The sequence below is a fragment of the Collinsella aerofaciens genome (assembly GCF_015670795.1).
GTDB classification, from domain to species: Bacteria; Actinomycetota; Coriobacteriia; order Coriobacteriales; family Coriobacteriaceae; genus Collinsella; species Collinsella aerofaciens_Q.
Genome location: NZ_JADPCJ010000015.1, coordinates 36,063 through 57,273 on the forward strand (window position 1 = coordinate 36,063; position 21,211 = coordinate 57,273).

General features: G+C 58.3%; 20 protein-coding genes. 13 read left to right on the forward strand and 7 right to left on the reverse strand.

Annotated elements, in window-relative coordinates:
- Positions 1-4: 4 nt before the first annotated feature.
- The 3 genes from brxC to I4W09_RS05935 are packed head-to-tail and all read right to left on the reverse strand — an operon-like array spanning position 5 to position 4,873.
- The gene (brxC, locus tag I4W09_RS05925) at positions 5-3,595 is read right to left on the reverse strand and encodes a BREX system P-loop protein BrxC (protein WP_196032768.1); all 3,591 of its coding nucleotides are present in this window, start codon (positions 3,593-3,595) and stop codon (positions 5-7) included.
- A gap of 30 nt (positions 3,596-3,625) precedes the next feature.
- On the reverse strand, positions 3,626-4,240 hold the full coding sequence (locus tag I4W09_RS05930) for a DUF1788 domain-containing protein (protein WP_196032769.1): 615 nt from the start codon (positions 4,238-4,240) through the stop codon (positions 3,626-3,628).
- Between the two features lie 9 nt (positions 4,241-4,249).
- Positions 4,250-4,873 carry a DUF1819 family protein gene (locus tag I4W09_RS05935; RefSeq protein WP_196032771.1) on the reverse strand — a complete coding sequence of 208 codons (624 nt, stop codon included), beginning with the start codon at positions 4,871-4,873 and terminating at the stop codon, positions 4,250-4,252.
- A 377-nt stretch (positions 4,874-5,250) separates the two neighbouring features.
- Here I4W09_RS05935 and I4W09_RS05940 point away from each other — a divergent pair, with 377 nt between their 5' ends.
- From I4W09_RS05940 to I4W09_RS05965, 6 genes are all read left to right on the forward strand, one after another.
- Positions 5,251-5,553, forward strand: coding sequence for a type II toxin-antitoxin system Phd/YefM family antitoxin (locus I4W09_RS05940; protein ID WP_196032773.1), 303 nt, complete (start codon positions 5,251-5,253; stop codon positions 5,551-5,553).
- The gene (locus tag I4W09_RS05945; RefSeq protein ID WP_196032775.1) at positions 5,540-5,890 is read left to right on the forward strand and encodes a type II toxin-antitoxin system RelE/ParE family toxin; all 351 of its coding nucleotides are present in this window, start codon (positions 5,540-5,542) and stop codon (positions 5,888-5,890) included. Before I4W09_RS05940 ends, I4W09_RS05945 begins: the two co-directional genes overlap by 14 nt.
- A gap of 129 nt (positions 5,891-6,019) precedes the next feature.
- Positions 6,020-7,144, forward strand: a complete 1,125-nt coding sequence (gene serC / locus I4W09_RS05950) for a 3-phosphoserine/phosphohydroxythreonine transaminase (RefSeq protein WP_196032778.1) — start codon at positions 6,020-6,022, stop codon at positions 7,142-7,144.
- A gap of 71 nt (positions 7,145-7,215) precedes the next feature.
- A complete protein-coding gene (locus I4W09_RS05955; protein ID WP_022095013.1) occupies positions 7,216-8,379 on the forward strand; it encodes a phosphoglycerate dehydrogenase in 1,164 nt (387 codons plus the stop codon).
- 177 nt (positions 8,380-8,556) lie between these two features.
- Positions 8,557-9,777, forward strand: coding sequence for a M20 family metallopeptidase (locus tag I4W09_RS05960; RefSeq protein WP_196032781.1), 1,221 nt, complete (start codon positions 8,557-8,559; stop codon positions 9,775-9,777).
- Between the two features lie 39 nt (positions 9,778-9,816).
- Complete coding sequence (locus I4W09_RS05965) at positions 9,817-10,497, forward strand: DUF1015 family protein (protein WP_196032784.1); 681 nt, start codon at positions 9,817-9,819, stop codon at positions 10,495-10,497.
- Positions 10,498-10,626: 129 nt separating this feature from the next.
- On the opposite strand, the gene I4W09_RS05970 is transcribed toward I4W09_RS05965, so the two are convergent.
- The 3 genes from I4W09_RS05970 to I4W09_RS05980 all read right to left on the reverse strand — a co-directional run bounded on the left by I4W09_RS05970 (position 10,627) and on the right by I4W09_RS05980 (position 12,576).
- On the reverse strand, positions 10,627-11,262 hold the full coding sequence (locus I4W09_RS05970; RefSeq protein WP_196032787.1) for a histidine phosphatase family protein: 636 nt from the start codon (positions 11,260-11,262) through the stop codon (positions 10,627-10,629).
- A 17-nt stretch (positions 11,263-11,279) separates the two neighbouring features.
- Entirely contained in the window at positions 11,280-11,822 is a 543-nt protein-coding gene (locus tag I4W09_RS05975) for a histidine phosphatase family protein (protein ID WP_196032790.1), read from the reverse strand.
- 82 nt (positions 11,823-11,904) lie between these two features.
- A complete protein-coding gene (locus I4W09_RS05980) occupies positions 11,905-12,576 on the reverse strand; it encodes a nitroreductase family protein (RefSeq protein WP_196032793.1) in 672 nt (223 codons plus the stop codon).
- Positions 12,577-12,811: 235 nt separating this feature from the next.
- Here I4W09_RS05980 and I4W09_RS05985 point away from each other — a divergent pair, with 235 nt between their 5' ends.
- Both I4W09_RS05985 and I4W09_RS05990 read left to right on the forward strand, forming a co-directional pair.
- Entirely contained in the window at positions 12,812-13,414 is a 603-nt protein-coding gene (locus I4W09_RS05985) for an HdeD family acid-resistance protein (RefSeq protein ID WP_035137275.1), read from the forward strand.
- Entirely contained in the window at positions 13,415-13,897 is a 483-nt protein-coding gene (locus tag I4W09_RS05990) for a YaiI/YqxD family protein (RefSeq protein WP_055310731.1), read from the forward strand.
- A gap of 165 nt (positions 13,898-14,062) precedes the next feature.
- Here I4W09_RS05990 and I4W09_RS05995 read toward each other — a convergent pair whose 3' ends face one another.
- Positions 14,063-15,163, reverse strand: coding sequence for a putative manganese transporter (locus tag I4W09_RS05995; RefSeq protein WP_195361775.1), 1,101 nt, complete (start codon positions 15,161-15,163; stop codon positions 14,063-14,065).
- Positions 15,164-15,335: 172 nt separating this feature from the next.
- On the opposite strand from I4W09_RS05995, the gene I4W09_RS06000 reads away from it, so the two are divergent.
- From I4W09_RS06000 to I4W09_RS06020, 5 genes are all read left to right on the forward strand, one after another.
- Positions 15,336-16,304: a 3'-5' exonuclease gene (locus I4W09_RS06000; RefSeq protein WP_117639708.1), complete on the forward strand. Its 969-nt coding sequence runs from the start codon at positions 15,336-15,338 to the stop codon at positions 16,302-16,304.
- Positions 16,305-16,850: 546 nt separating this feature from the next.
- The gene (locus tag I4W09_RS06005; RefSeq protein WP_196032796.1) at positions 16,851-17,846 is read left to right on the forward strand and encodes a putative endonuclease domain-containing protein; all 996 of its coding nucleotides are present in this window, start codon (positions 16,851-16,853) and stop codon (positions 17,844-17,846) included.
- 419 nt (positions 17,847-18,265) lie between these two features.
- Complete coding sequence (locus I4W09_RS06010; RefSeq protein ID WP_082437811.1) at positions 18,266-18,631, forward strand: ArsR/SmtB family transcription factor; 366 nt, start codon at positions 18,266-18,268, stop codon at positions 18,629-18,631.
- 62 nt (positions 18,632-18,693) lie between these two features.
- Positions 18,694-18,912 (forward strand): cation transporter, encoded by a 219-nt coding sequence (locus I4W09_RS06015; RefSeq protein ID WP_022095001.1) that lies wholly within the window; start codon positions 18,694-18,696, stop codon positions 18,910-18,912.
- Between the two features lie 100 nt (positions 18,913-19,012).
- Entirely contained in the window at positions 19,013-20,965 is a 1,953-nt protein-coding gene (locus I4W09_RS06020; RefSeq protein ID WP_196032800.1) for a heavy metal translocating P-type ATPase, read from the forward strand.
- Positions 20,966-21,211 lie beyond the last annotated feature (246 nt).

Here is a 21,211-nt window from a genome sequence, read left to right on the forward strand (position 1 = left end):
TCCCTTAGCCCAAACGGATGGCGTCATTACCCTCAAGGCTTCGCAGTAGCTCTTTGCGCGCGGCATCCAAATACTCATCTATCTGCTGTTGCGAGTTCAGCTCCAGCGGCCTAAAAACCATGCTGCGGCTCACCGATTTGACACGTCGCCTAGGCGCCGGTGCAGATTGGGGCTCATTCGGCAAGCCAGGCGCAGCGGACCCCGAATGATCAGTCGTTACCGTCACGCTCGTATTTGCCGGTTTGGGACGATTCGCCTCTTCATAGGCATCGTCAATCATTTTGTACAGAGTCGTCTGAGCACGATCGAGCTTGACGGGCACAGCATCCAGGGCGGTCAGCGTTGCCGCATTATGCACCTCATCTTTTCGAGCGCTGCGCGACTCCCCGATGCGTGCCAGAGCGATGCCCTTGCTTTGGGCATACGCTTCGATATCCCCATAGCGCTCCTCGACAGAATTGAGCATGGCGATACGCTTTTGGTCTAAAAGCTCTTTGTAGGCAACTTTCACCTGCAGGTTTGCCTCTGAAAGCTTTTGGAACTGCAAACTCAAACTCGGTTGTTTAACCGCTCCTCCAATGACGGAAAGCGCATCAAGCGTCTCCGAATCGGCCTCAAAGTAATCGCGCTCGTTCTCCATTCGCTCGAATATCTCGCAGGCACTGTCAAATACAGTTACCTTGCTGCCGAAAAACTCGTCAATATCTTCGAGAGCTTCAGCCGCATCTCCCAGCTCGCTCTCTTTTCCGGCGATCGCCATAATTAGATCGACGGCATCGCGGCCGCTCTGTAATAAACCCTCGATAAGGCTCTTTGCATCCACGACCTCCGTATGGCCCGGGTAATCGGGGTTACGCTGGTACTCGACCGAAAGAAAGCTCGCCAAGCTATCGCGGCGCTTTTCAAGCTCCCCGCGACATGCCTCGGCAAGGCTGTCCTCTTCGAGCGGCAGAGTATGATTGCCGCTCAACTCTTCTACAGCCTGTCGCGCCTTAGATATGGCCGACCGAGAAAGCTGCTGGCGCGCCTCAACAACAGCCTGTCGTGCCTTAGCAGCCTTTCGCAGATAATCGATGATCTTGGAATCCCTAAAATCAATCGCTTGTCCCGCACAGAGCAGGCGAGCACGCTTTTGCGCTAGCAGCGTTGCAACCACGGCGGCAATGTCAATCTCCGCCCAACCATAAGGCTTCGCATGATATGTCTCGAGCAGCTCGCTCATTGTTACCTGCATATGTTGGGCAGCGCGAGCTTCCAGCAGGCGCATAACCGCTTCGATGGCCCCGGCATTGGGCTCTTGTCCATTCATTGCCGGAGTGTACGCGGTTAGAATTTGCTTGATCTGCACATCACTGTCGTAGTTTTTGTCAATAAGCGACAACTTGTTGTACGTAACGGAAACAAGCTGGCGTACGCAGTCCTCGATCATATTCTTGGCAGACGCCGATTTGACTGGCGAATACTCACTGCCGTAGACATAGAACGTTCCATGCAGCACAGCCTGGCGCATAAGGTCCTCTGCGCGCTTATCCAGAGCAACACGCTCTTCCTGCTTGCCACGCAAGATCGAAGCCACCACTTCGCTGCGATTGTCTGCCTGACGGCTATTGAGGTATTGCTCAATACATGCCGACTGATACAGACAGTCGTAGTAGTCTTGCTGGGAATCGAGCACCACGATGGCCTCTCCCCTGCAAGAGCTAAGGAGCAGGTCCTCGCGCGAAGGGATCGGGGCGCCATCCACGCCAGAAATAACGCGCAGCGCCAGCCCCGATGCGCTGTTATAACGGGTGTCGTCCAGATATTCCTCAACGTCGAAAACGTTTTTACCGACCGACACCTTAGCGTTTTCGAAGACCTGCCTAAACATAATCTGCGCGGCCTTGGACGTAATCTTCGTAGCGTCCGGCTGCACGCGCGAAATCTGCTGGGCGATCTCCTGCTCTTCGTCGGTCAGGTACTTATACGTTTCGCCGTTGCGAGCCACATAGTTTTGACGTACCAAACGCTCCAAGGACTGCGAAATCTGCTCGCGAACGACAATGCGATCGGTGCGCACGTCATCGGTCATAAGGGTGACCAAGTTATCAACGTTTGCCGGCATGTCCTTATCGACATACAGGATCAAGAAAAGCAGTTTGAGTACCGGAATGTCGCATTCCTCAAGACCCTGTCCCTTTTGGGCGGCATCCGCCGCTCGAAGAACTACGCGACGATGATAGTCCTCGAGCGACGTCGAGATCGTATTGTAGAAACGCCAGAGCGGAACCAGGGCATTCTGGTCCTTATCCTCTATGCATCGAGCGGAGTCTTGAAAGCCACTCAGCATGGAACGCTCGGCACTTGAGCTGTTTTTTCCGGACGCGCCGTGATTGCGCAGCTCATCCATGATTTTTTGAATGAGCTTAAACTGGTAATCAGCAAACGGATACGTGCTGGCGAAGTCTTCGGCGCCCTCGTAGCCAATTAAATCGGCCGCCGCATCCTTAAAGCTATACAAGTTGTTGAGGACCGCCGAGCGCTCCTGGTATTCAGCTTTCAGCAAGTCGTTCGCATCCTGATTTTTCGCCAAAATGCGGCGACGAATAACTTCATCGGCGCACGAGCTGCTCAACGACAAGCGCGTATTAAAGCGATCCTGAATCTTGGAGAAGTCGCTGCCCTTAACCTTGGTAATTTGATCAATCGCCTGCTGTCCGGTGACCATAACCCATACACGGCCGCCACATTTGGTGCCTAGCGCCTCGACAATGCTCTGCAAGTTCAGCATTAGCTCGGTATCGCTCGCGATAAACTGGCTCATCTCGTCGGCCATAAAGATCATGCGATATAAGCCGCCGCATTCTTGCTCTCGACGCTTTGTGTATTTAGCAATATCGTCGGTAAGCTGGTCGATTGAAAAATCATTGCTTTCCGATTTTTCATACCAGCGCTCTGCCTCGTCCTTGCTCATGACGCCCGTGCGACTGAGTGCCTCGATAACGTCGTCGGAGTTAAAGTCGTAGTCCTCGCGGCCATCGACCCAGGGGCTATGATTAATCTCTTCAAATGCGGCACGGAATTCCTGAGTTTTACCGGCGTCGTCAATACGACGCTCCAGGCGAGCGAGCTTAAAATCTGCACCGTAGAACCCGCGGCTCTCGTAATACATCTTGGCAAAAATGCGCGCAACCGCGCTGCCATCCTTATTGAGCGGGCTTTTGATGCCCATATTAAAGAGAATAGCGTCGGTCGTCACGCCCGCCGCGCGCTTTGCTTTGTCGGCAAGTTCGTCATCTTCAAAACGCGGAGCAATATACTCAATCGCAGTTTTACCTGCCGCCTCACGGTTCGTGAACAGGTAGCTGAGCATCTTGAGAAAGTGAGATTTACCCGAGCCAAACGAACCGCTAATCCACACGCCGATTTTATCCGTCGTATCATCGAGAGCTCGGTCATACGCATCGAAAAGCGTCTTGAAATGGCGGCGAAGCTCGTCGGTCACAACGTATTCGTTCAGCTCTTGCCTGACACTGCCGTCATCCTCCTGATCGACCTTAATAACACCGTTAATGTTTCGGTCGATGTCGTGCTCAAACATATCTTTGATCTTCATGGGAATGCCTTTCGATGACCGGAAACGTTTTTAGAGTTGGTTAAACGCGCGATAGTAGTTGCCGTCGGCAATCGTGCCAAACAGCTTTAACTGCTGCCCGTCATAGGTGCCGGGATAAAACAAAACGACGGGTATATCGGAAAATACCGGCTGAATAGACTCGAGAATGATGTGGGCACGCATGAACGGGTAAATCTTGCCAACGCCCGTGATAATCAGGACGTCGCGCCCGCGCTTCGGCTCGCCGTATCTCTCGATAAAGCTGCCGTGAATGAACTCGAGGTACTTCTCGGGCCCCATTCGGCTCTGCATGCGTTGCAAGAAATGATCGCTGCCTCGTTTTTCCTCGAGGGCGCTCATCTTTTCTAAGATGCCGCGTTTTTCGCAAATGCCGATAAATACGCTCCACAGATCAAACGAAACAAAATTAGGGGTGTCGATTTTCGCCTGGCGCTCGCGTTCGTTATCATCCACTAGCTGCTGAGTCAGAGCACGTACCTGGTCCTCTTGCCTAGCTGCATATGGATAGATATAGAGTGGAACCTCGCCACCCAAGCCACGACAATTCAAAAACTCAGGGTCGTGGAATTTGGAACGAATGAGCTCAAAGCTCATGTCGATTGAAGGCAACTCGGTTGCTGTCATCTCGCACCCCTATTCCGTTATGCCAAAGGCGGGCAGAACCGCAGCATCGTCGTTGGCCCGAACGCAACGCTCGAGCTCAAAATCGAGCAATGGCGGACGAAGGGCTTCAGTTTTGCGGCTATACAATCCAGCACCCTCTATACAGTTGACGAGGACTTGGCGCACTTTATTGCACGTAGCATCCGACCACGTTGCAACGCGATCGTCCTGCGCGCGAAGCCCTTCGATAAACGTAACGATCTCCGATTTTCGAAGCGAGAGATCAAAAAGACTGAACTTAGGGGCAATCACGCACGTCATAAAGTCCCAGACAACTCGGTTGTCGCACATCATTGCATACAGGTTGACCTGCGCAAGCTGTTCGAGCGAGCCATGCGCAGCAAGATTAATCAGGCTCGCGCGCACGCCTTCGTCTTCGCTAAGAGCCAACAACCGGCGGCAGCAAGCACGGGCGATAGACTTTTGCTCACGCTCAGTAGGATATTGAAAGAGATTTTGGGCGGTAACCTTTTCAACGATCTCTTTCGTATCAGAAAGGCTCTCGTCCGCCATGAGGCGCGCAACGACACGCGTCTCATTAACAAGCCACTGCTCGCGTGTCATAGAACCACGATAGGTGGTGGGCATGCTCATGTCGTTCAGCCTCTCGACGAATCAAATAGGTACATTTGATTCATACGACAAAACGCTTCGCATCCATTGAGCAACATTTTGTTGCACAACATTTTAGCTGCGAAAACTCTCTGAACGGTAAAAATATTCTGTGAACGGCGAAAAGAGGGTCTGGTTTATTGCGGTTGTTGGAGCCGTTGAGACGACAGACTTGATGGATGGGGTGGATACCACAAAGCGACATATCTCACCGGACAGTCATGCTTAGTCCTTCGAGCATAAACGCGCTTGTGAATTCAGACGCGCATACGCATAACACTCCTTTCGCGCTGAGACCCCTCGTCCTCCGCTATAATCAGCATAGAGTTATACATATGATTCTATGTAAGGAGTTTCATATGCCTGTCGTAAAGCCTATTTCCGATCTGCAACGCAACTTTGGTTCCATAGCAGATAGCTGCCACCAAACCAAAGAGCCCGTCTACCTAACCAAAAACGGATCGGCATCGCTTGTCGTTATGGATGCCGAGGCCTATGACGAGCAGACCCGCGCACTAACCGCCATTCAGGAGCGCGAAGAACGCATCCAGCGAGCCATCACGCGTGGCTACGACGACTTAGTAAACGGTCGTGTGCGACCGTGGAAACAGGCCAAGGCAGATGCAGATCGCATCAGGGCAGCTCGCCATGAAATTGGATAACGCAGACGTCGAGTTCTACTCAGAGCTCGACGAACTTGATGAGCCTTTTGATGTTGTCATGACTGACGAGGCACTCTATGCCTATGCCGAGATTCCTTCGAAGCGAGTCTACGCCAGAATCGGCAACCTCATCGACTTTCTAGCCGAGCATCCTTATTTTGGCGAAGGATACGACCCCTACTATCAGGCGGCCTTTCCGCCCATTGACTGCAGGGTCTTCTTTTGCGCGCACTACGGCGTGTACTACCACGTGGATGTTGAGCAGCGAAACATCAGCATTCTGGCAATCGAGGACCATCGAAAGAACCCTTTGAGTAGATTCAAACTACTCAAGTAGCCTCCCCCATGTAACCATCCTGTAAATCATAGCGACACACTCGGGTTTTACCGTGATGCGGTCGCGCCTGGCGCTCCACTGTGCTAAAGTATCCCGAACGTTCAAACGACTACGAGGGGGAACTAGAAGATGGCACGTGTGCACAACTTCTCAGCTGGCCCGGCCGCACTGCCCACAAGCGTGCTCGCCGAGATCGCCGACGAGATGATGGACTACCGCGGTTGCGGCATGTCCGTGCTCGAGATGAGCCATCGATCTAGCATGTACCAGCAGATCATCGACGACGCCGAGGCAACCCTGCGCCGCCTGCTGAGCATCCCCGACAACTACCGTGTCCTATTTTTGCAGGGCGGCGCCACACTGCAGTTTGCGGGCATCCCCATGAACCTCATGCGCCGCGGCCGCGCCGGCTACATCGTGACCGGCAACTTTGCCAACAAGGCATACAAAGAAGCCGCCAAGTACGGCGAGGCCGTGCTGCTCGCGAGCTCCGAGGACACCAACTTCGACCGCATTCCCAACATGGCCGACATCAACGCGCGCATTGCCGACGAGGCCGCGGGCGACGGGCTCGACTACGTCTACATCTGCCAAAACAACACCATCTTTGGCACCATGTACCACGAGCTGCCCGCTTGCGGCGATGTGCCGCTAGTCGCCGATGTCTCGAGCTGCTTCCTGTCGCAGCCGCTCGACGTTGAGCGCTACGGGCTCATTTACGCCGGCGCTCAGAAAAACGCCGGCGCCGCGGGCGTCACCGTGGTTATCGTGCGCGACGACCTGATCGCCGAAGGCCCCGCCTTTGCGCAGACGCCGCAGTACCTGGACCTTAAGACCCAGGCCGCCAAGGGTTCCATGCTCAACACGCCCAACACCTTTGGCATCTACGTGTGCGGCAAGGTGTTCCGTTGGGTGGAGCAGACCGGCGGACTTGCCGCCATGGCCGAGCGCAACTGGGCCAAGGCCAACCTGCTCTACGACCTGCTCGAGCACAGCGAGCTGTTCCATGGCACCACGCAGGCCAACAGCCGCTCCATCGCCAACGTCACCTTCCGCACCGGCGACGCTGAGCTCGATGCGGCCTTTGTTGCAGGCGCGGCCGAGCGCCAGATTCAAAACGTCAAGGGCCATCGCCTCGTCGGCGGCATGCGCGCCAGCGTGTACAACGCCGTCACCATGGAGGACGTGCAGGCGCTGGCCTCGTACATGAAGGACTTCGAAGCACAGCATAGTTTGAGTCCGCGATCTAACTAGCCCGCAACGCGCGGGCCGACCAGCCACTTCAGACCACCCTGCTTAGATCAAAACCTGCTAAGGAGTTTTCCATGCGCAAGATTAAAACCATCGATGACATTACCAAGGACGGCAAGGTCGAGTTTGGCGAGGGCTACGAGTTTGTGGGCACCGCCGAGGAGGCCGATGCGATCCTGATGCGCTCGACCGACCTGCACGGCTACGAGCTGCCCGAGGGCATCCGTGCCATCGCCCGCTGCGGCGCCGGCGTCAACAACATCCCCGTCGAGGAGTACGCCAAGAAGGGCGTCGTCGTCTTTAACTCCCCCGGCGCCAACAGCAACGCCGTCAAGGAGCTCGTCCTGGGCATGCTGGTGCTCTCGAGCCGCGGCGTGGTGCAATCAATGAACTGGGTGCGTGACAACGCCGACGACCCCGAGATTCAGGTCGATGCCGAAAAGGCCAAGAAGGCCTTTGTGGGCCGCGAGCTCAAGGGCAAGCGCATCGGTGTCATCGGCCTGGGCAACGTGGGCTCCAAGGTCGCCAACGCCTGCGTCGATCTGGGCATGGACGTCTATGGCTACGATCCGTTCATTTCCGTTGAGCACGCGTGGGTGCTGAGCCGCGAGGTGCAGCGCGTGGGCACGCTCGAGGATCTCTGCCGCGGCTGCGACTACCTCACCGTGCACGTGCCCAGCAAGGCCGACACCATCGGCATGATCAGCACCGAGCAGATTAACCTGCTGGCACCGGACGCCGTGCTCATCAACTACGCACGCGAGACCATCATTGACGAGGACGCCGTCGACGCCGCCCTGCGTGCAGGCAAGCTCAGCTGGTTTAGCTGCGACTTTGCCACTCCCAAGACCGTCAAGATGCCCAATACGTTTATCACCACGCACTCGGGCGCCGGCACCGGCGAGGCCGAGGCCAACTGCGCAGACATGGCCATCAGCGAGCTCAAGGATTACCTGGAGAACGGCAACATCGCGCACAGCGTCAACTACCCCGCCTGCAGCATGGGCAAGGCGCGCGCCGCAAGCCGCATTGCCTGCCTGCACGCCAACGTGCCCAACATGATCGGCCAGATCACGGCCATCCTGGCCAAGGACAACGCCAACGTGCAGCGTATGACCAACGAGTCCGCCGGCGAGAACGCCTACACCATGTTCGACACCGATGAGCACCTGGACAGCAGCACCATCGAGGCGCTCAAGCAGATTCCGTCGATGTATCGCGTGCGCGTGATCAAGTAGCGCCGGCTGATCTGACGGGCAGTTCCCCATGTGGCCTGCCCGTCGCTGACATTGAATGCCCGCGGGGGCGCCTTTCGCACGAGAGGCGCCCCCATTTTTGTGAGCGCTCCATTAAATGCACTGAGCCGCTTCTTGGCATACAATCTGTATGTTGACCTAACTATCTGTGAGGTGCCTATGGTAGATACAGATTTTGCTTGGCGGCTTACGCAAGGACTCGTGCGGATCGACAGTTCCGACCCAGGTGCGTATGAGGGCGAGATTGAACGCTATATCAAAGCGTTGGTTGAGGCTCAACTGGGGCGGTTGAGCCATCCGGTGCTCCATGCCGTGCAGGTTGAGGAACTCGAGGTGCTGACCGGACGCCGCAATCTCATGGTCACCGTGCCCGGTTTGAGCGACGAGGCGCGGCTGGTCTATATCTGCCACATGGATACCGTTACCTTGGGCGATGGCTGGGACGCAAACACGCCGCCACTCGGAGCGGTTGTGCGTAACGACAAGCTCTACGGCCGCGGTGCCTGCGACATGAAGAGTGGCCTGGCCTGCGCCATTGCCGCACTGGTCCATACGCTCGAGCGCGTGGCGGCGGATGGCGCGCTGCCCCGCCGCGGCTTTTCGCTCATCTGCTCGGTCGACGAGGAAGATTTTATGCGCGGCTCAGAGGCAGCCATCGATGCTGGCTGGGTCGGCTCGCGTGAATGGGTGCTGGACACCGAGCCCACCGACGGACAGATCCAGGTGGCGCACAAGGGTCGCACGTGGTTCGAGATCGAGATGACCGGCGTCACGGCGCATGCGAGCCAGCCTTGGAAGGGCGCGGATGCCGTCGCCGCCATGGCCGAGGTCGTGTGTTCGCTCCGTCGCGCGTTTGTGGCGCTGCCCGCGCACGATGAGCTGGGGCCTTCGACCATCACGTTTGGCCAAATCGAGGGCGGATATCGCCCCTACGTCGTACCCGACCGCGCCAAAGCCTGGGTCGACATGCGACTGACCCCGCCGACCGATACGGCCGCCGCGACGCGCATGGTAGAGCAGGCCATCGCCGGCGCCGAAGCCGCCGTTCCCGGTTGCCATGGCAGCTACACCGTGACGGGCGACCGCCCCGCCATCGAGCGCGACCCGAACTCTCCCCTTCTAGCAGCGCTCAAGCGTGCCGCCGATGACGTGACGGACGCGGACACGACCGTCGGCTTCTTTACCGGCTACACCGACACCGCCGTCATTGCCGGCAAGACAGACAACCGCAATTGCATGAGCTACGGTCCCGGGTCGCTCGCGCTCGCGCACAAGCCCAACGAATATGTGCCCCACGCCGATATCGTTCGTTGTCAGCAGGTGCTAATCGCGCTCGCCGATAACGTGCTCTGGGACGCGAGCGGCCAAGTTGGGGCATAATAAGCCGCGAACAAACCGACTCGTGCGTTAGGACCGCCCATGAAAGCACTTCCGTTTCCCTGCATCCGCCCGGCTCAGGACCGCGTGCTCGAGGCGCTGCCTGCAATGGGCAGCATCCTGAGCGGCAACGATGCTCTGCGCGGAGCCATTGCCGATGGTCTGATGCTCAAGGACCCGGGTGCGGCGTATTACGTGTACGAATGCTCGGGCGAGCCGGGACGTGTGACGGGTGTCGTGGCGATCTGCCCGGTTGGTGCGCTGGCGGGCGGCGACGCGGTTGCCGCCGATACGACCGCCGCTGCGCGCGCAATCGCCGACCTCAAGGTACAGCCCCGTCCCGTAACGCTTGTCTACGAAGCCTCTCCCGTCATGGATATCATCCTCGGCGCCGCAAAAGAGGGCGCTTCACTCTATGCCGTCACCGACCCCGCCGGCATTACGCACCGCGTGTGGGAGGTCAAGCGCGAGGACGCCGTCGGGGCCATCCGCGCCATGCTCGACCAGGCGCCGGAGCCGGCACTGGCCGACGACCCTGCCTACGCTGTCGCACTAGTCGAGGCATCACAGCTCCTGGCCGACGATGCACGTGCCGCCGGCACCTACACGGGCAAAGAGCCGTTCAACTTTGCCGTAGCTGCGCTCTTCCCCGCCGCGCAGGTCAGCGGCGGCGCGGCGCAGGTTCCGACGGGTCTGCTCACGCACCAGGTCGCGCGGTTCTAGCAAGACCAGACCGTCCAGCACAAAAATCGGCAGCCCAACAAACAGGGGGCGGAGATGCAGCAGGTACATGCATCTCCGCCCCTTTTGCGTCGAGAAGTTATGCCGACGACCCGTGCCGCCGCGCTCGCGTTATCCGCGCTGCGGACCCGCAGTAGCCACGAGCGGTTCAAGCCCCAGCTCGCGCGCGTAGTCTTCCTGCGTAAAGACTTCGACCAGTTCAAACGTATCGGCCGCATCGTCAAACGCAAACTGCAGCACTGAGCAGTTGCCCGGCACGCGTTCGCGCTCGTCGGCCGCCGCGCCCCGCACGTGGTCCAAAAACTCCTTGATAGCCGAGCCGTGGCTCACCGCGAGCACGCACTCGTGGTCCGGACGTCGCATAAGATCGGTTATCGTCGCCGCCATGCGCTCGCGCACCTGCATCTGGCCCTCGCCGCCAAACTGACGATAGAAATCTCGCCACGGCCGCTCGGGCATAAGCATCACGCGCTCGGCCTCAAAGTCGCCAAAGAACCACTCACGCAGACCGTCCAGGCGCTCGTACGCCAAGCCCGGCCACAGGTTGGCGATAGTCTGCTCGGTGCGATGAAGTGTGGAGGTGTAGGCATGATCGGGTTCAATGCCGCGCGCACGTAAGAACATGCCGGCACGTGCCGCCTGGTCGCATCCCAGCTGCGTGAGCGGCGAGTCACTCCAACCCTGAATAATGCGCTCAAGGTTGAATATTGTCTGCCCATGACGAACCAGATACAGGTCTTTATTCATAGGGGTCCTTTCGTTCGTTACCAATCAAGGAGCGAAAACGCACCGTCGCAATAGCCAAAATGAAGCACGGCACCGTTGTCGGGTAGCTCTCCCCCGCCAGTCACATACTCAAGAAACTCCTGGCAGGAAGAGCCGTGGGAGACTGCCAGCACACAGTCGTGCTGCGGCCTGGCCATGATGTGGGACAGCGCCGCGACCATGCGCGACTGGAGCTCGCCTTCAGACTCGCCACCAAAGGCCACCGGATAATCGCCACAGGGCTGCGGCGGCATCTCGCGATTTGATGTACCCTCCAGCGAGCCCAAATGCCACTCGCGCAGGTCATCGACCAGCTCTATCGAGCGGCCCTCACCAGCAATTAGCTCAGCCGTATGCCGCGCCCGGCCCAACGGCGAGGAATACACACGGTCAAAGGTCACGCCACGCGCCTCAAACGCCGCGCGCGTCGCCAGCGCCTGCTCGCGCCCGCGCGCCGTAAGCGGCGAATCGTGCCCGCCCTGCAAAATGTTCTGCACATTGAGCTCAGTCTGCCCATGCCGCACCAAATACAAATCTGCCACACGTCCTCCCCTCGCACCACCGCAAAGGGGACAGGTACCTTTGTGGTGGTTTACCGCCGGATCACACCGCGGTGACGCTCAGCTACACCAGTACGTCGGCAAGCGGGCGCTTGGGTACGTGGTGCACCTGCGCCTCGTCGCGCCAGTAATTAATTGAGCCGTCGGGGTTGGAATCGATCGCATCAATCACCTGCGTCTCGGCCAGAACGCCAAACGCCATGATCAGCTTGAGCTCATACTTGTCGCTATCGAGCCCCATGGCATCGATCGCGTGGGGCGTAAAGGCCTTGAACATGCAGGCAGCCACCTCGGGCGTGGCGCTGCGGGCGGCGAGCATCATCGTCTGCGCGGCAATGCCCGTGTCGACCTCGGTAATAGGAGCGGCGGGCTTGCCCGGAACGGCGCGCTCGGCAAGAATCGCGATGTAGCCGGTCGGGCGCTCGCCCTCGGCAGGACCCGACCAGTCCTTAAGCGCGCCGGCCCATGCAAGCTCGTCAAACACGCGAGCGCAGTCCTCGGAACCGCTTACCACATGAAAACGCAGACGCTGAGCATTGGCGCCGCAGGGAGCCAGGTGCGCCAGTTCCGCCAGCTCGAGCAAAAACTCGCGCGGCACGCGCATGGACTCGTCAAAGCGACGGCACGTACGGGCGCGGCGGACCAGCGCGTCAAACGTGTCCAGGCCGAGCTTTTCGCAACCTTGCTTTGCCATCGACTCCGCGCTAGACGGCGCCGCGGGAACTGTTTCGTTCATAGGGACCCCCAATTTCGGGCAATTGTTCTTAGGAAAATCTAACCTAAAACGTAGGCAATAACGAACAGGGCTGCAATGTTCTACACCTGTTGAATAGAAAATCGCGACGTGGGGAACAACGGAAACAATTCGGGGCCTTTGGGTTACGTTTCACCCTCCCCGACCCATACGTCAGCGCCTTTAGGCGATACTGGTCGTAACGATCAAGGCTTACGCCGCACGGAAAGGAGACATTATGGGCATCTTTAAGAATGATGACCAAAAATCGAGCCAGTTTGGATTTGACGAGAAAAGCATGGCAGGCAAGGCCGTCAAGGCCGTGCGCTGGATTTACGCCATCACGGGCGTCTTGGCGCTCGTCGCCGGCATCGCACTGCTGTTTGCGCCCGCCAAGTCCCTCGTCTTCTTAACGACCGTCTTGGGCTTCTACTTTGTGATCACGGCCGCGATCAGGCTGTTTACCGCTGTTTTCGAGCCACTGCTGCCCACCGGCTGGCGCGTGACGAGCATCATCTCCAACCTACTCATTATCTTGGGCGGCGTCATAATCCTGCGCAACCAGGCCTTCTCGACCGCGACGCTCACCACGATGGTGGTTATCGTGGCCGGCTTTGGCTGGATCGTCGAAGGTGTCATGTCCATTCTGGAGTCCGAGCTTTCGTCCAACCGTGCCCTCGCCATCCTGAGCGGCGCGCTCTCCATCATCGCCGGCATGTTCGTGTTTATCTATCCGCTGTGGTCGGCCAAGATGCTCGTCATCTTTAGCGGCGCCGCACTGCTGGTGTTTGGCGTAACGCTGATTGTTCGCGCTATTCAATTTGGCAAACTGGTGCACTAGATGCCGCGAACGCTCTTTATTGATGCAGACGCCTGCCCGGTCACGCGCGAGTCAATTGACTGCGCGCGGCGGGCGGGCGTCGCCGTCGTTATCGCCGGCAACAGCACACAGAACCTGGAACGCCACATTCGCCGCGACGATCCGCGCGACGTCGAGCATGCGCGACGCGGATTTTGGGTCACGACGCTCGATGTGAGCGTGGGCGCCGACAGCGCCGACTTTGCCATTGTCGAACGCCTGCAGGCGGGCGACGTAGTCGTGACGCAGGACATTGGCTTGGCGAGCATGGTGCTCGGGCGCGATGCCGCCGCCATCGGCGTGCGCGGGCGCGTCTACGATAAGGCGACCATCGACATGCAACTGTTTATTCGCCACGAGGAAAAGAAGGTGCGCCGCGCCGGCGGTCGCACTCGCGGTCCGGCGGCATTTACCAGCGAAGACCGGGCCCGCTTTAAGCGCAACCTCACCGAGCTGCTGCGCTAACCAAGGTAGATTTTCGGGACATGCCCGGAAATCTACCTTTTTGTTTTGAGCGGTGTGAGCGCTCGGAATCCATGGCTCAACAAAAAACGGGCTTCAAAATGCCATGCGTCGCCGCATTGCGCAGGCGCCGAGCATGGCTATTTGAAGCCCATTTTTTAGGCCTACTTAGAGGCCGAAGGCGGATAGGATAAGGCCCCAGCCGGCGCCGATGACGTACATCATGACCAGGAACACGGCGTTTTCACGAGCGCTGCGGTTGGTGCGGAACAGGACAAGATAGCCCACGCCGGCGGAAATGAGCGTGCCGGCGAGCATCGGCGCCAGCTGTAGCGCGCCCTCCAGGTACAGCTGCGTAATGACCACGCTGGCCGAGCAGTTGGGGATCAGGCCGACGAGTGCCGAGCCCAAGACGGCGAGCGTCTCGTTGCCACGCAGGAACTGCTCGATCGCGGACTCTCCGAAGGTCTCGAGCACGGCAACTAGAATCAGCGTCACCAGGAAAATAAAAACCGAAACCTGCACGGTGTGCGAGATCGCGCTGCGGATAATCGACAGGACGGGCGCACCTTCGTGGGAGTGACCGTGGTCGTGCCCATGGCCGTGGTGGTGCTCATGCTCGCCTGCGTGACCGTGGTCATGGCTGTGTCCGTGGTCGCGCTCGTGTTCATCTTCATCATCATCGCAACCGCAATGGTCGCGCTCGCACAACTCGTGGATGTGGTCGGCGCTCACGCCCGCCTCGGCCACTTCATCAATGATGTCGCCCCCGGTATGGTCGTCGTGCGCGCAGTTCACATGAGCCGGATTGGCAGCGGTCCCCAGCACGGTACGGCGAATCGCCGCATGCGCGCGGGCATTACGACGAAGGCCGCGGATAGCCGCGTCCACGATAAAGCCCGTGACCAGCGCGATCAGTGCCTTCGAAGCCAAAAGCATCGCCATGGTCTGCACGGGCACCTGCTCGGCGAGCAACAGCGGCAGCATCTCATCGGAGGTCGAAAGGAACACCGCCACCAACGTGCCCAAGGTCACGACACGACCGGCGTACAGCGTTGCTGCCATGGCCGAAAATCCGCACTGCGGCACAATGCCCAGCAGCGAGCCAGCCACGGGACCCGCAGCGCCGGCGCGCTTGATAGCGCCGTTGACGCGGTCGCCCGCAACGTGCTCAAGTGTCTCGAGAGCAAGATACGTCACCAACAAAAACGGCGCCAGCGAGAGCGTGTCCTTGCCGGCGTCGAGCAGAATATCAATCAGCAAATCCATGACGGATGGAACCTTTCATGTCTTTCGGCAGCATTGTAAAAGTCCTAGCGGTCAACTAGGGTATTGTAGTTGTCCTAGGCGCGATGCCAATAGTTGCCCATGGTAAACTATCATCTCGCCACATCTCAATGAACCCGAGCCGCGCGGTGCGGCCCGTCCAAGGAGCAGTTATATGAACGTTTCACAAGCACTCGAATACGAGCGCCAGCCGTTTATTCCCATGTTTATCTATGGCGATCACGGCGCCATGGAGTCCGAGCGCCAGAAGGGCGAGGAGGCCCTTAAGGTGCTCGAAACCGAGTACTTTACCGCCGAGGGCGACCCCAGCTTCGACTTTGCCACCGTGCGCGACCTGGCTGACCGCAACCGCGACCTGTGCGACCAGATTGGCGAGGCACGCCTGCGCAACGTGACGCCCGCGACGCTTTCGCGCGGCCTGTCCGATGCCGACACCTGCGCCGCCATCGGTAAGATGCAAAAGCGCACCGCCGCGTCGGTCATGCGCGAGATCCGCGGCGACCGCGACGCGCTCGGCGTGGCCTACGCCCGCAAGCCCATCCAGGGCACCGTGCTCGGTATCGACATCGAGACCACCGGCCGTGCACCCGAGCGCGGCTATATCATCAACGTGGGCTGGGAGATCATGGATCTCACCAGCGACGCCGTGCCGCATGACGCCGAGGCACACTACTGTGGCCTGCCCGACATCTACCGCGGCGAGGATGTGCCGTTGTCGAATATCCACCACATCACCTGGGACGACATTGACGGCAAAAAGCCGTTCCGCGAGAACAAGGAATTGCAGAAGCAGCTGCTCAAGCTTATGAAGAAATACCCGTACATGGCGCATAACGCCGCGTTCGAGGACAGCTGGTTCAAAATTCATCTGGACGGTTACGCCGAGGCACGCCGCGCCGGCAAGATTATCGTCATCGACTCGCGCCAGATCTGCCGCAGCCTGGATGCCGACGTCCGCTCGCTCCCCCGCGAGTCCGCGCCCGCCGCGCTCGAGAACTGGGCCCGCCGCCGCGGCACCCTCGCCGCCGACGCCAACGAGCAGCACCTGGGCCTCGACGACACCGACCTCATGCTCCGCACCGTCCAAGCCGAGTTCAACCTCAAGAACCTGTTTGCCAAGTAGAAACGTCTACGACAAACTCCGACGTAGATCACGAGCGGCCTCGCAGCGGGAAACCCCGCAGCGGGGCCGCCCTACGTTCCACAGATAGATCTGCCATCACAAATTCTGAACCCTCATTTTGAACGATTTCGACCAATTCCCAACACGCAATTCGTTGTCGGATGGTGATACATCGATATCAAATGTGCAGCAATTGAGTATTTATATGCTATAGCTAAGCTGCGAAAACTTTTATTTAGGGCATACCAACTCATAATTGCGTCAAGCTTTTGGACAGCATTTGGTTAGACCTCTAAAACGGCTTTTCCACTCAGTGCCATCAACACGGCATTAGCTGACACGATATATACCATGAGTATCGTATTGTCACATACCACTGCAAAAGCGGTCTACCAGGCCGCGCATTCGGTGTCTGCGAAAGGCATCGAATCCTGTAGTCCTGCCGCGATTTAGGGATCATGTCCCACCGGAACGCTCCTTGACGCAGCCACAGAATGGCTCACCAAAAATGATGTTTCCCTCGACGCAAATGATTCCCTCGAGGTGATGGTGTTTGATCGCAGGAATGCGCGCTATGCAATGAACTGTCAATGCCACGTTTCGTCAAAACGATTCTCGAACTCACGCTTTATAGAGCTTGAAGATGGCATCTTCATTGTTGGCGTTGAGCTTTGCGCACTTCAAGCCGCCACCTATCTCCCTTTTCGCGAACTGGTGGAGTACTACTTTGAATTGTGCAGCGCTTACTCCCTTGGAACCGGCTCTTCCACCTCTTATAACGAGCGTTTCGCGCTCACCTCGACCGAGAGGTTAAAGCAGTTCTTTAATTCCATTACCAGATGCGACGGTTTGGCCCTTGCCCGAAAGGCGATCCAATGTGTACGCGACGGATGCCGGTCTCCCATGGAAACGGCATTTGTCATGATGCTAACGCTGCCCAAAAGCGAAGGAGGGCTTGGTATTAAGGGAATTGAGACCGATTACGAGGTGCAGGTCACCGCCGCCGCAAAGAATCTCACGAGACGCAAAAAGTTCTTTATGGATGCGTATCTAAAGAAATCTCGCACAGACATTGAATACAACGGTTTCTATCATGACGCGGAAGAAGACCGCGCCATCGATGAGGAACGCAAGAATGCGCTTGCGTCCATGGGATACGGAATCATCACCGTCAGCCGTTATTCCTTTATGCATGCCAGCTCTTTCGTTAGGGTCATGGAAGCAATCCAGCGGAAAGAGGGCGTACGCCCCTCGCGTCTACCAAAAGACTTTCAAATCATGCAAGAGGACCTGAGACAGTTTGTGCTCAGAAGGTTTATAGAAGAGAAAAGGCGAATTCAGAAGCAGCTTCGCCAGGATTCCGAAGAGCGCCAACGAATCGACCTCGAAAAAGCAACACTCGAAGGCATCACGCTGGATGACCCGACAATTAATGAAGTTACAGCAATCGATGACATGCAGACAGTCGAATCCGACAGCCCATCATTTGCCCAAACAAGCAGCCTCGCGCCCGAGGGCAGGATCTTCGGGGCCGGAAGCTAGACCGGCTAACAAGGTGGGTACCCTAGCGATGTGCAAAATTGCGAGTATTCAGCAGGGTCGGCCCTCCAGCACCCACAAGTTAATCCAAATGAGAAACAAAGACGCTATCGAACGGGAACGTTAGGCAACACTTGAGGAAGATCTTATCTGTTTACCGCCCTTGGATAACTCTTGAGCGGCTTTATTTGGCCCGAAATAGATAAACAGACCCCCTATAGTTGCAGAATACTCCAATTTTTGCACGGCGCGGGGGCACCCACCTCGGCATCGACTATCAAAACCGCTCAATCCGGAATCTCGTCCACTATTCCCCATCATTTTGTGCGATGAATTACTTAAACGTTATTGACATATGAACATACGCTCATATAATCGGAAGTAAGTTATTTGAGCGTATGTTCATATGAAAGGATATTGCAATGAGCATCCGCGTTGATGAAACGAAACCCGACACCGAGGCCACCGAGCCAGTGATCCCCACCACCTGCTCGCCCGAGGACCTTCCCGACGAGGAGCTTCTCTACGACCTCGCCGACCTGTTCAAGGTCTTCAGCGACACCACGCGTATCAAGATCCTTTACGCCCTCATGGGCCGCGAGCTCTGCGTGGCAGACATCGCCGAAGCGACCGAAACCTCGCAGTCCGCGGTGTCGCACCAGCTGCGCACACTCAAGCAGTCGCACCTGGTTAAATTCCGGCGCGACGGGCGCAATATCCTCTACTCGCTCGCCGACGACCACGTCTACACCATGCTCAACCAGGGCATGAGCCATATCTGCGAATAGCAACCAACCACGGTACCAGCGCGGCCTGCACCCAAGCCGCAAAAACGGGAAAGGAACCCACCATGAAAAAGCAGTACAAGCTCGATGAGATCGATTGCGCCAACTGTGCGCGCGAGCTTCAGGACGAGCTGGCCAAGCTCGAGGGCGTCAAATCCGTGTCCGTCAACTTTATGACCCAGAAGCTGACGCTCGAGGCCGATGATGCTGAGTTCGACGAGGTGCTCAACCGCGTTGTTGAGTTTACGGCCGACGCCGAGCCGGACTGCGAGATCATTCTCTAGCCAAGGTTTACGCCAACCCGCAAGACCGCGCTTGCCGCGACCTTTGCTCGCGAAATTATATGAGCGAGTGTTCATACATTCAAATGGGAGGATACGAGTCATGGCCACCGCCGACCCCAAAAAGAAAAAGAAGAAGCGCAAGAAAAAAGAATCACTCAAGCATAAGCGCAACCGCATCCTGGTAGCACTGGGCATTTTTGCGGTGGTGTATGCCCTCGACGAACTCGGTGCCCTTACCGCCGCATTCGGTACCCCGGGTGACATCTACGCCAGCTTCGTGCTGTTCCTGGTGCCGTTCCTAATTGCCGGCTACGACGTGCTCCAGAAGGCGTTCAACAACATCCGCCGCGGCAAGGCCTTCGACGAGAGCTTCCTCATGGCCGTCGCGACCATCGGCGCGTTTGCCATGGTGCTCTTCCCCGATACCGACCCGCACATGGCCGAAGGCGCCGCCGTCATGCTGTTCTACCAGGTTGGCGAGCTGTTTCAGGCGTACGCCGTGGGCAAGAGCCGCAAGTCGATCAGTGCCATGATGGACATCGCGCCCGACTACGCTAACGTCGAGCAGCCCGACGGCACACTCGAGCAGGTCTTCCCCGATGACATCGCGGTCGGCACCGTGATCGTGGTCAAGCCCGGCGAGCGCGTGCCTATCGACGGCGTCATCGTCGAGGGCGAAACCCAGCTCGACACCGCCGCCCTTACCGGTGAGTCGGTCCCCCGCCCGGCCAAAACCGGAGACGATATCATCAGCGGCTGCATCAACATGACGGGGCTCATCCACGTGCGCACCACCAAGCCCTTTGGCGAGTCCACCGTCGCACGCGTCCTGGAGCTCGTGGAAAATGCCAGCGAAAAGAAGGCGCGCACTGAGAACTTTATCACGCGCTTCGCCCGCGTCTACACGCCCGCCGTCACCGGCGCTGCCGCGGTGCTCGCGCTTGGCGGCGGCTTGGTCACCGGCGCCTGGTCCGACTGGATCCTGCGCGGCCTGACCTTCCTGGTCGTCAGCTGCCCGTGCGCGCTCGTGATCAGCGTGCCGCTCAGCTTCTTTGGCGGCATCGGCGGCGCATCCAAACTAGGCGTTCTCATCAAGGGTTCTAACTACCTCGAAACGCTCGCCGACGTGGACACCGTCGTCTTCGACAAGACCGGCACGCTCACCAACGGCACGTTTTCGGTCGTGGCGGTGCACCCCGAGGCAGGCTATACCGAGCAATCGCTGCTTGAAGTCGCAGCCCTTGCTGAGTCGTTCTCCGATCACCCCATCGCGCAGTCCGTACGTGTCGCCTACCAGGGCGAGGTCGACCCCAAGCGCGTAAGCGACTCCACCAACGACGCGGGCCATGGCGTGACGGCAACCATCGACGGCAAGCACGTCGTCGTTGGCAACGCAAAGATGCTCGCCGCGGCCGGAGTCGAAGCGCCCGATTGCGAGGTCGTCGGAACGATTCTGCATGTGCTCGTTGACGGCGTGTACGCCGGCCACATCGTGATTGCAGACACCGTCAAGGCCGATGCTGAGCAAACGATTCGCGACCTGCACGCCGCCGGTGTCAAGCGCACCGTCATGCTCACGGGCGACCGCGAGGAGGTTGCGGCGTCTGTGGTCAAGCAACTCAGTCTCGACGAGTTCCACGCGCAGCTGCTGCCGGGCGATAAGGTCGAGCGCGTCGAGGCGCTGCTTGCAACCGAGAGTGGCAAGGGCAAGCTCGCCTTTGTGGGCGACGGCATCAACGATGCGCCCGTGCTTACGCGCGCCGATGTGGGCATTGCCATGGGCGCTATGGGTTCTGACGCTGCGATCGAGGCCGCCGATGTCGTGCTCATGGACGACAAGCCGTCCAACATTTCCCGCGCGATCCGCGTGGCACGCAAGACCATGACGATCGTCTGGCAGAACATCATCTTTGCGCTGGGCGTTAAGCTGCTGATCCTTGTGCTGGCAGCGCTGGGCATCGCCAACATGTGGCTTGCCGTGTTCGGCGACGTAGGCGTGGCGATCATCGCCATCCTGAACGCCATGCGCGCGATGGGTGTCAAGAACTTGTAGCGTTCGTGGGCTGTCCGGCCGGGGCCGGGCTTGGTTTTGAAAACGTCCTCGACCAATGAAGTGCCCCCGTTCTGCTCCTTCGGAGCTACGAACGGGGGCACTTCTGGTCTGACGCTCCTATTTGGCAAGGTGTTTTTTAGAATCCATTTTGCGCTCGGCCTCGAAGGCTTGCCTGTCCCAATCGAGCGGAAGTCCGGCCTCGACCCATGCCTCGTAGGCCCTCCTTATGGGCTTGAGCTCCCTTTG

What these genes read in the sequence shown, in the direction of transcription:
- I4W09_RS05965 (WP_196032784.1), top strand. Translation starts at nt 9,817, where the DNA reads ATGAAAGCACTTCCGTTTCCCTGCATCCGCCCGGCTCAGGACCGCGTG.
- I4W09_RS05935 (WP_196032771.1), bottom strand. Translation starts at nt 4,873, where the DNA reads ATGAGCATGCCCACCACCTATCGTGGTTCTATGACACGCGAGCAGTGG.
- I4W09_RS05930 (WP_196032769.1), bottom strand. Translation starts at nt 4,240, where the DNA reads ATGACAGCAACCGAGTTGCCTTCAATCGACATGAGCTTTGAGCTCATT.
- I4W09_RS05985 (WP_035137275.1), top strand. Translation starts at nt 12,812, where the DNA reads ATGGGCATCTTTAAGAATGATGACCAAAAATCGAGCCAGTTTGGATTT.
- I4W09_RS05980 (WP_196032793.1), bottom strand. Translation starts at nt 12,576, where the DNA reads ATGAACGAAACAGTTCCCGCGGCGCCGTCTAGCGCGGAGTCGATGGCA.
- brxC (WP_196032768.1), bottom strand. Translation starts at nt 3,595, where the DNA reads ATGAAGATCAAAGATATGTTTGAGCACGACATCGACCGAAACATTAAC.
- I4W09_RS05960 (WP_196032781.1), top strand. Translation starts at nt 8,557, where the DNA reads ATGGTAGATACAGATTTTGCTTGGCGGCTTACGCAAGGACTCGTGCGG.
- I4W09_RS06010 (WP_082437811.1), top strand. Translation starts at nt 18,266, where the DNA reads ATGAGCATCCGCGTTGATGAAACGAAACCCGACACCGAGGCCACCGAG.
- I4W09_RS05970 (WP_196032787.1), bottom strand. Translation starts at nt 11,262, where the DNA reads ATGAATAAAGACCTGTATCTGGTTCGTCATGGGCAGACAATATTCAAC.
- I4W09_RS05990 (WP_055310731.1), top strand. Translation starts at nt 13,415, where the DNA reads ATGCCGCGAACGCTCTTTATTGATGCAGACGCCTGCCCGGTCACGCGC.
- I4W09_RS05955 (WP_022095013.1), top strand. Translation starts at nt 7,216, where the DNA reads ATGCGCAAGATTAAAACCATCGATGACATTACCAAGGACGGCAAGGTC.
- I4W09_RS05945 (WP_196032775.1), top strand. Translation starts at nt 5,540, where the DNA reads ATGAAATTGGATAACGCAGACGTCGAGTTCTACTCAGAGCTCGACGAA.
- I4W09_RS06015 (WP_022095001.1), top strand. Translation starts at nt 18,694, where the DNA reads ATGAAAAAGCAGTACAAGCTCGATGAGATCGATTGCGCCAACTGTGCG.
- I4W09_RS06000 (WP_117639708.1), top strand. Translation starts at nt 15,336, where the DNA reads ATGAACGTTTCACAAGCACTCGAATACGAGCGCCAGCCGTTTATTCCC.
- I4W09_RS06020 (WP_196032800.1), top strand. Translation starts at nt 19,013, where the DNA reads ATGGCCACCGCCGACCCCAAAAAGAAAAAGAAGAAGCGCAAGAAAAAA.
- I4W09_RS05940 (WP_196032773.1), top strand. Translation starts at nt 5,251, where the DNA reads ATGCCTGTCGTAAAGCCTATTTCCGATCTGCAACGCAACTTTGGTTCC.
- I4W09_RS06005 (WP_196032796.1), top strand. Translation starts at nt 16,851, where the DNA reads ATGGTGTTTGATCGCAGGAATGCGCGCTATGCAATGAACTGTCAATGC.
- I4W09_RS05995 (WP_195361775.1), bottom strand. Translation starts at nt 15,163, where the DNA reads ATGGATTTGCTGATTGATATTCTGCTCGACGCCGGCAAGGACACGCTC.
- serC (WP_196032778.1), top strand. Translation starts at nt 6,020, where the DNA reads ATGGCACGTGTGCACAACTTCTCAGCTGGCCCGGCCGCACTGCCCACA.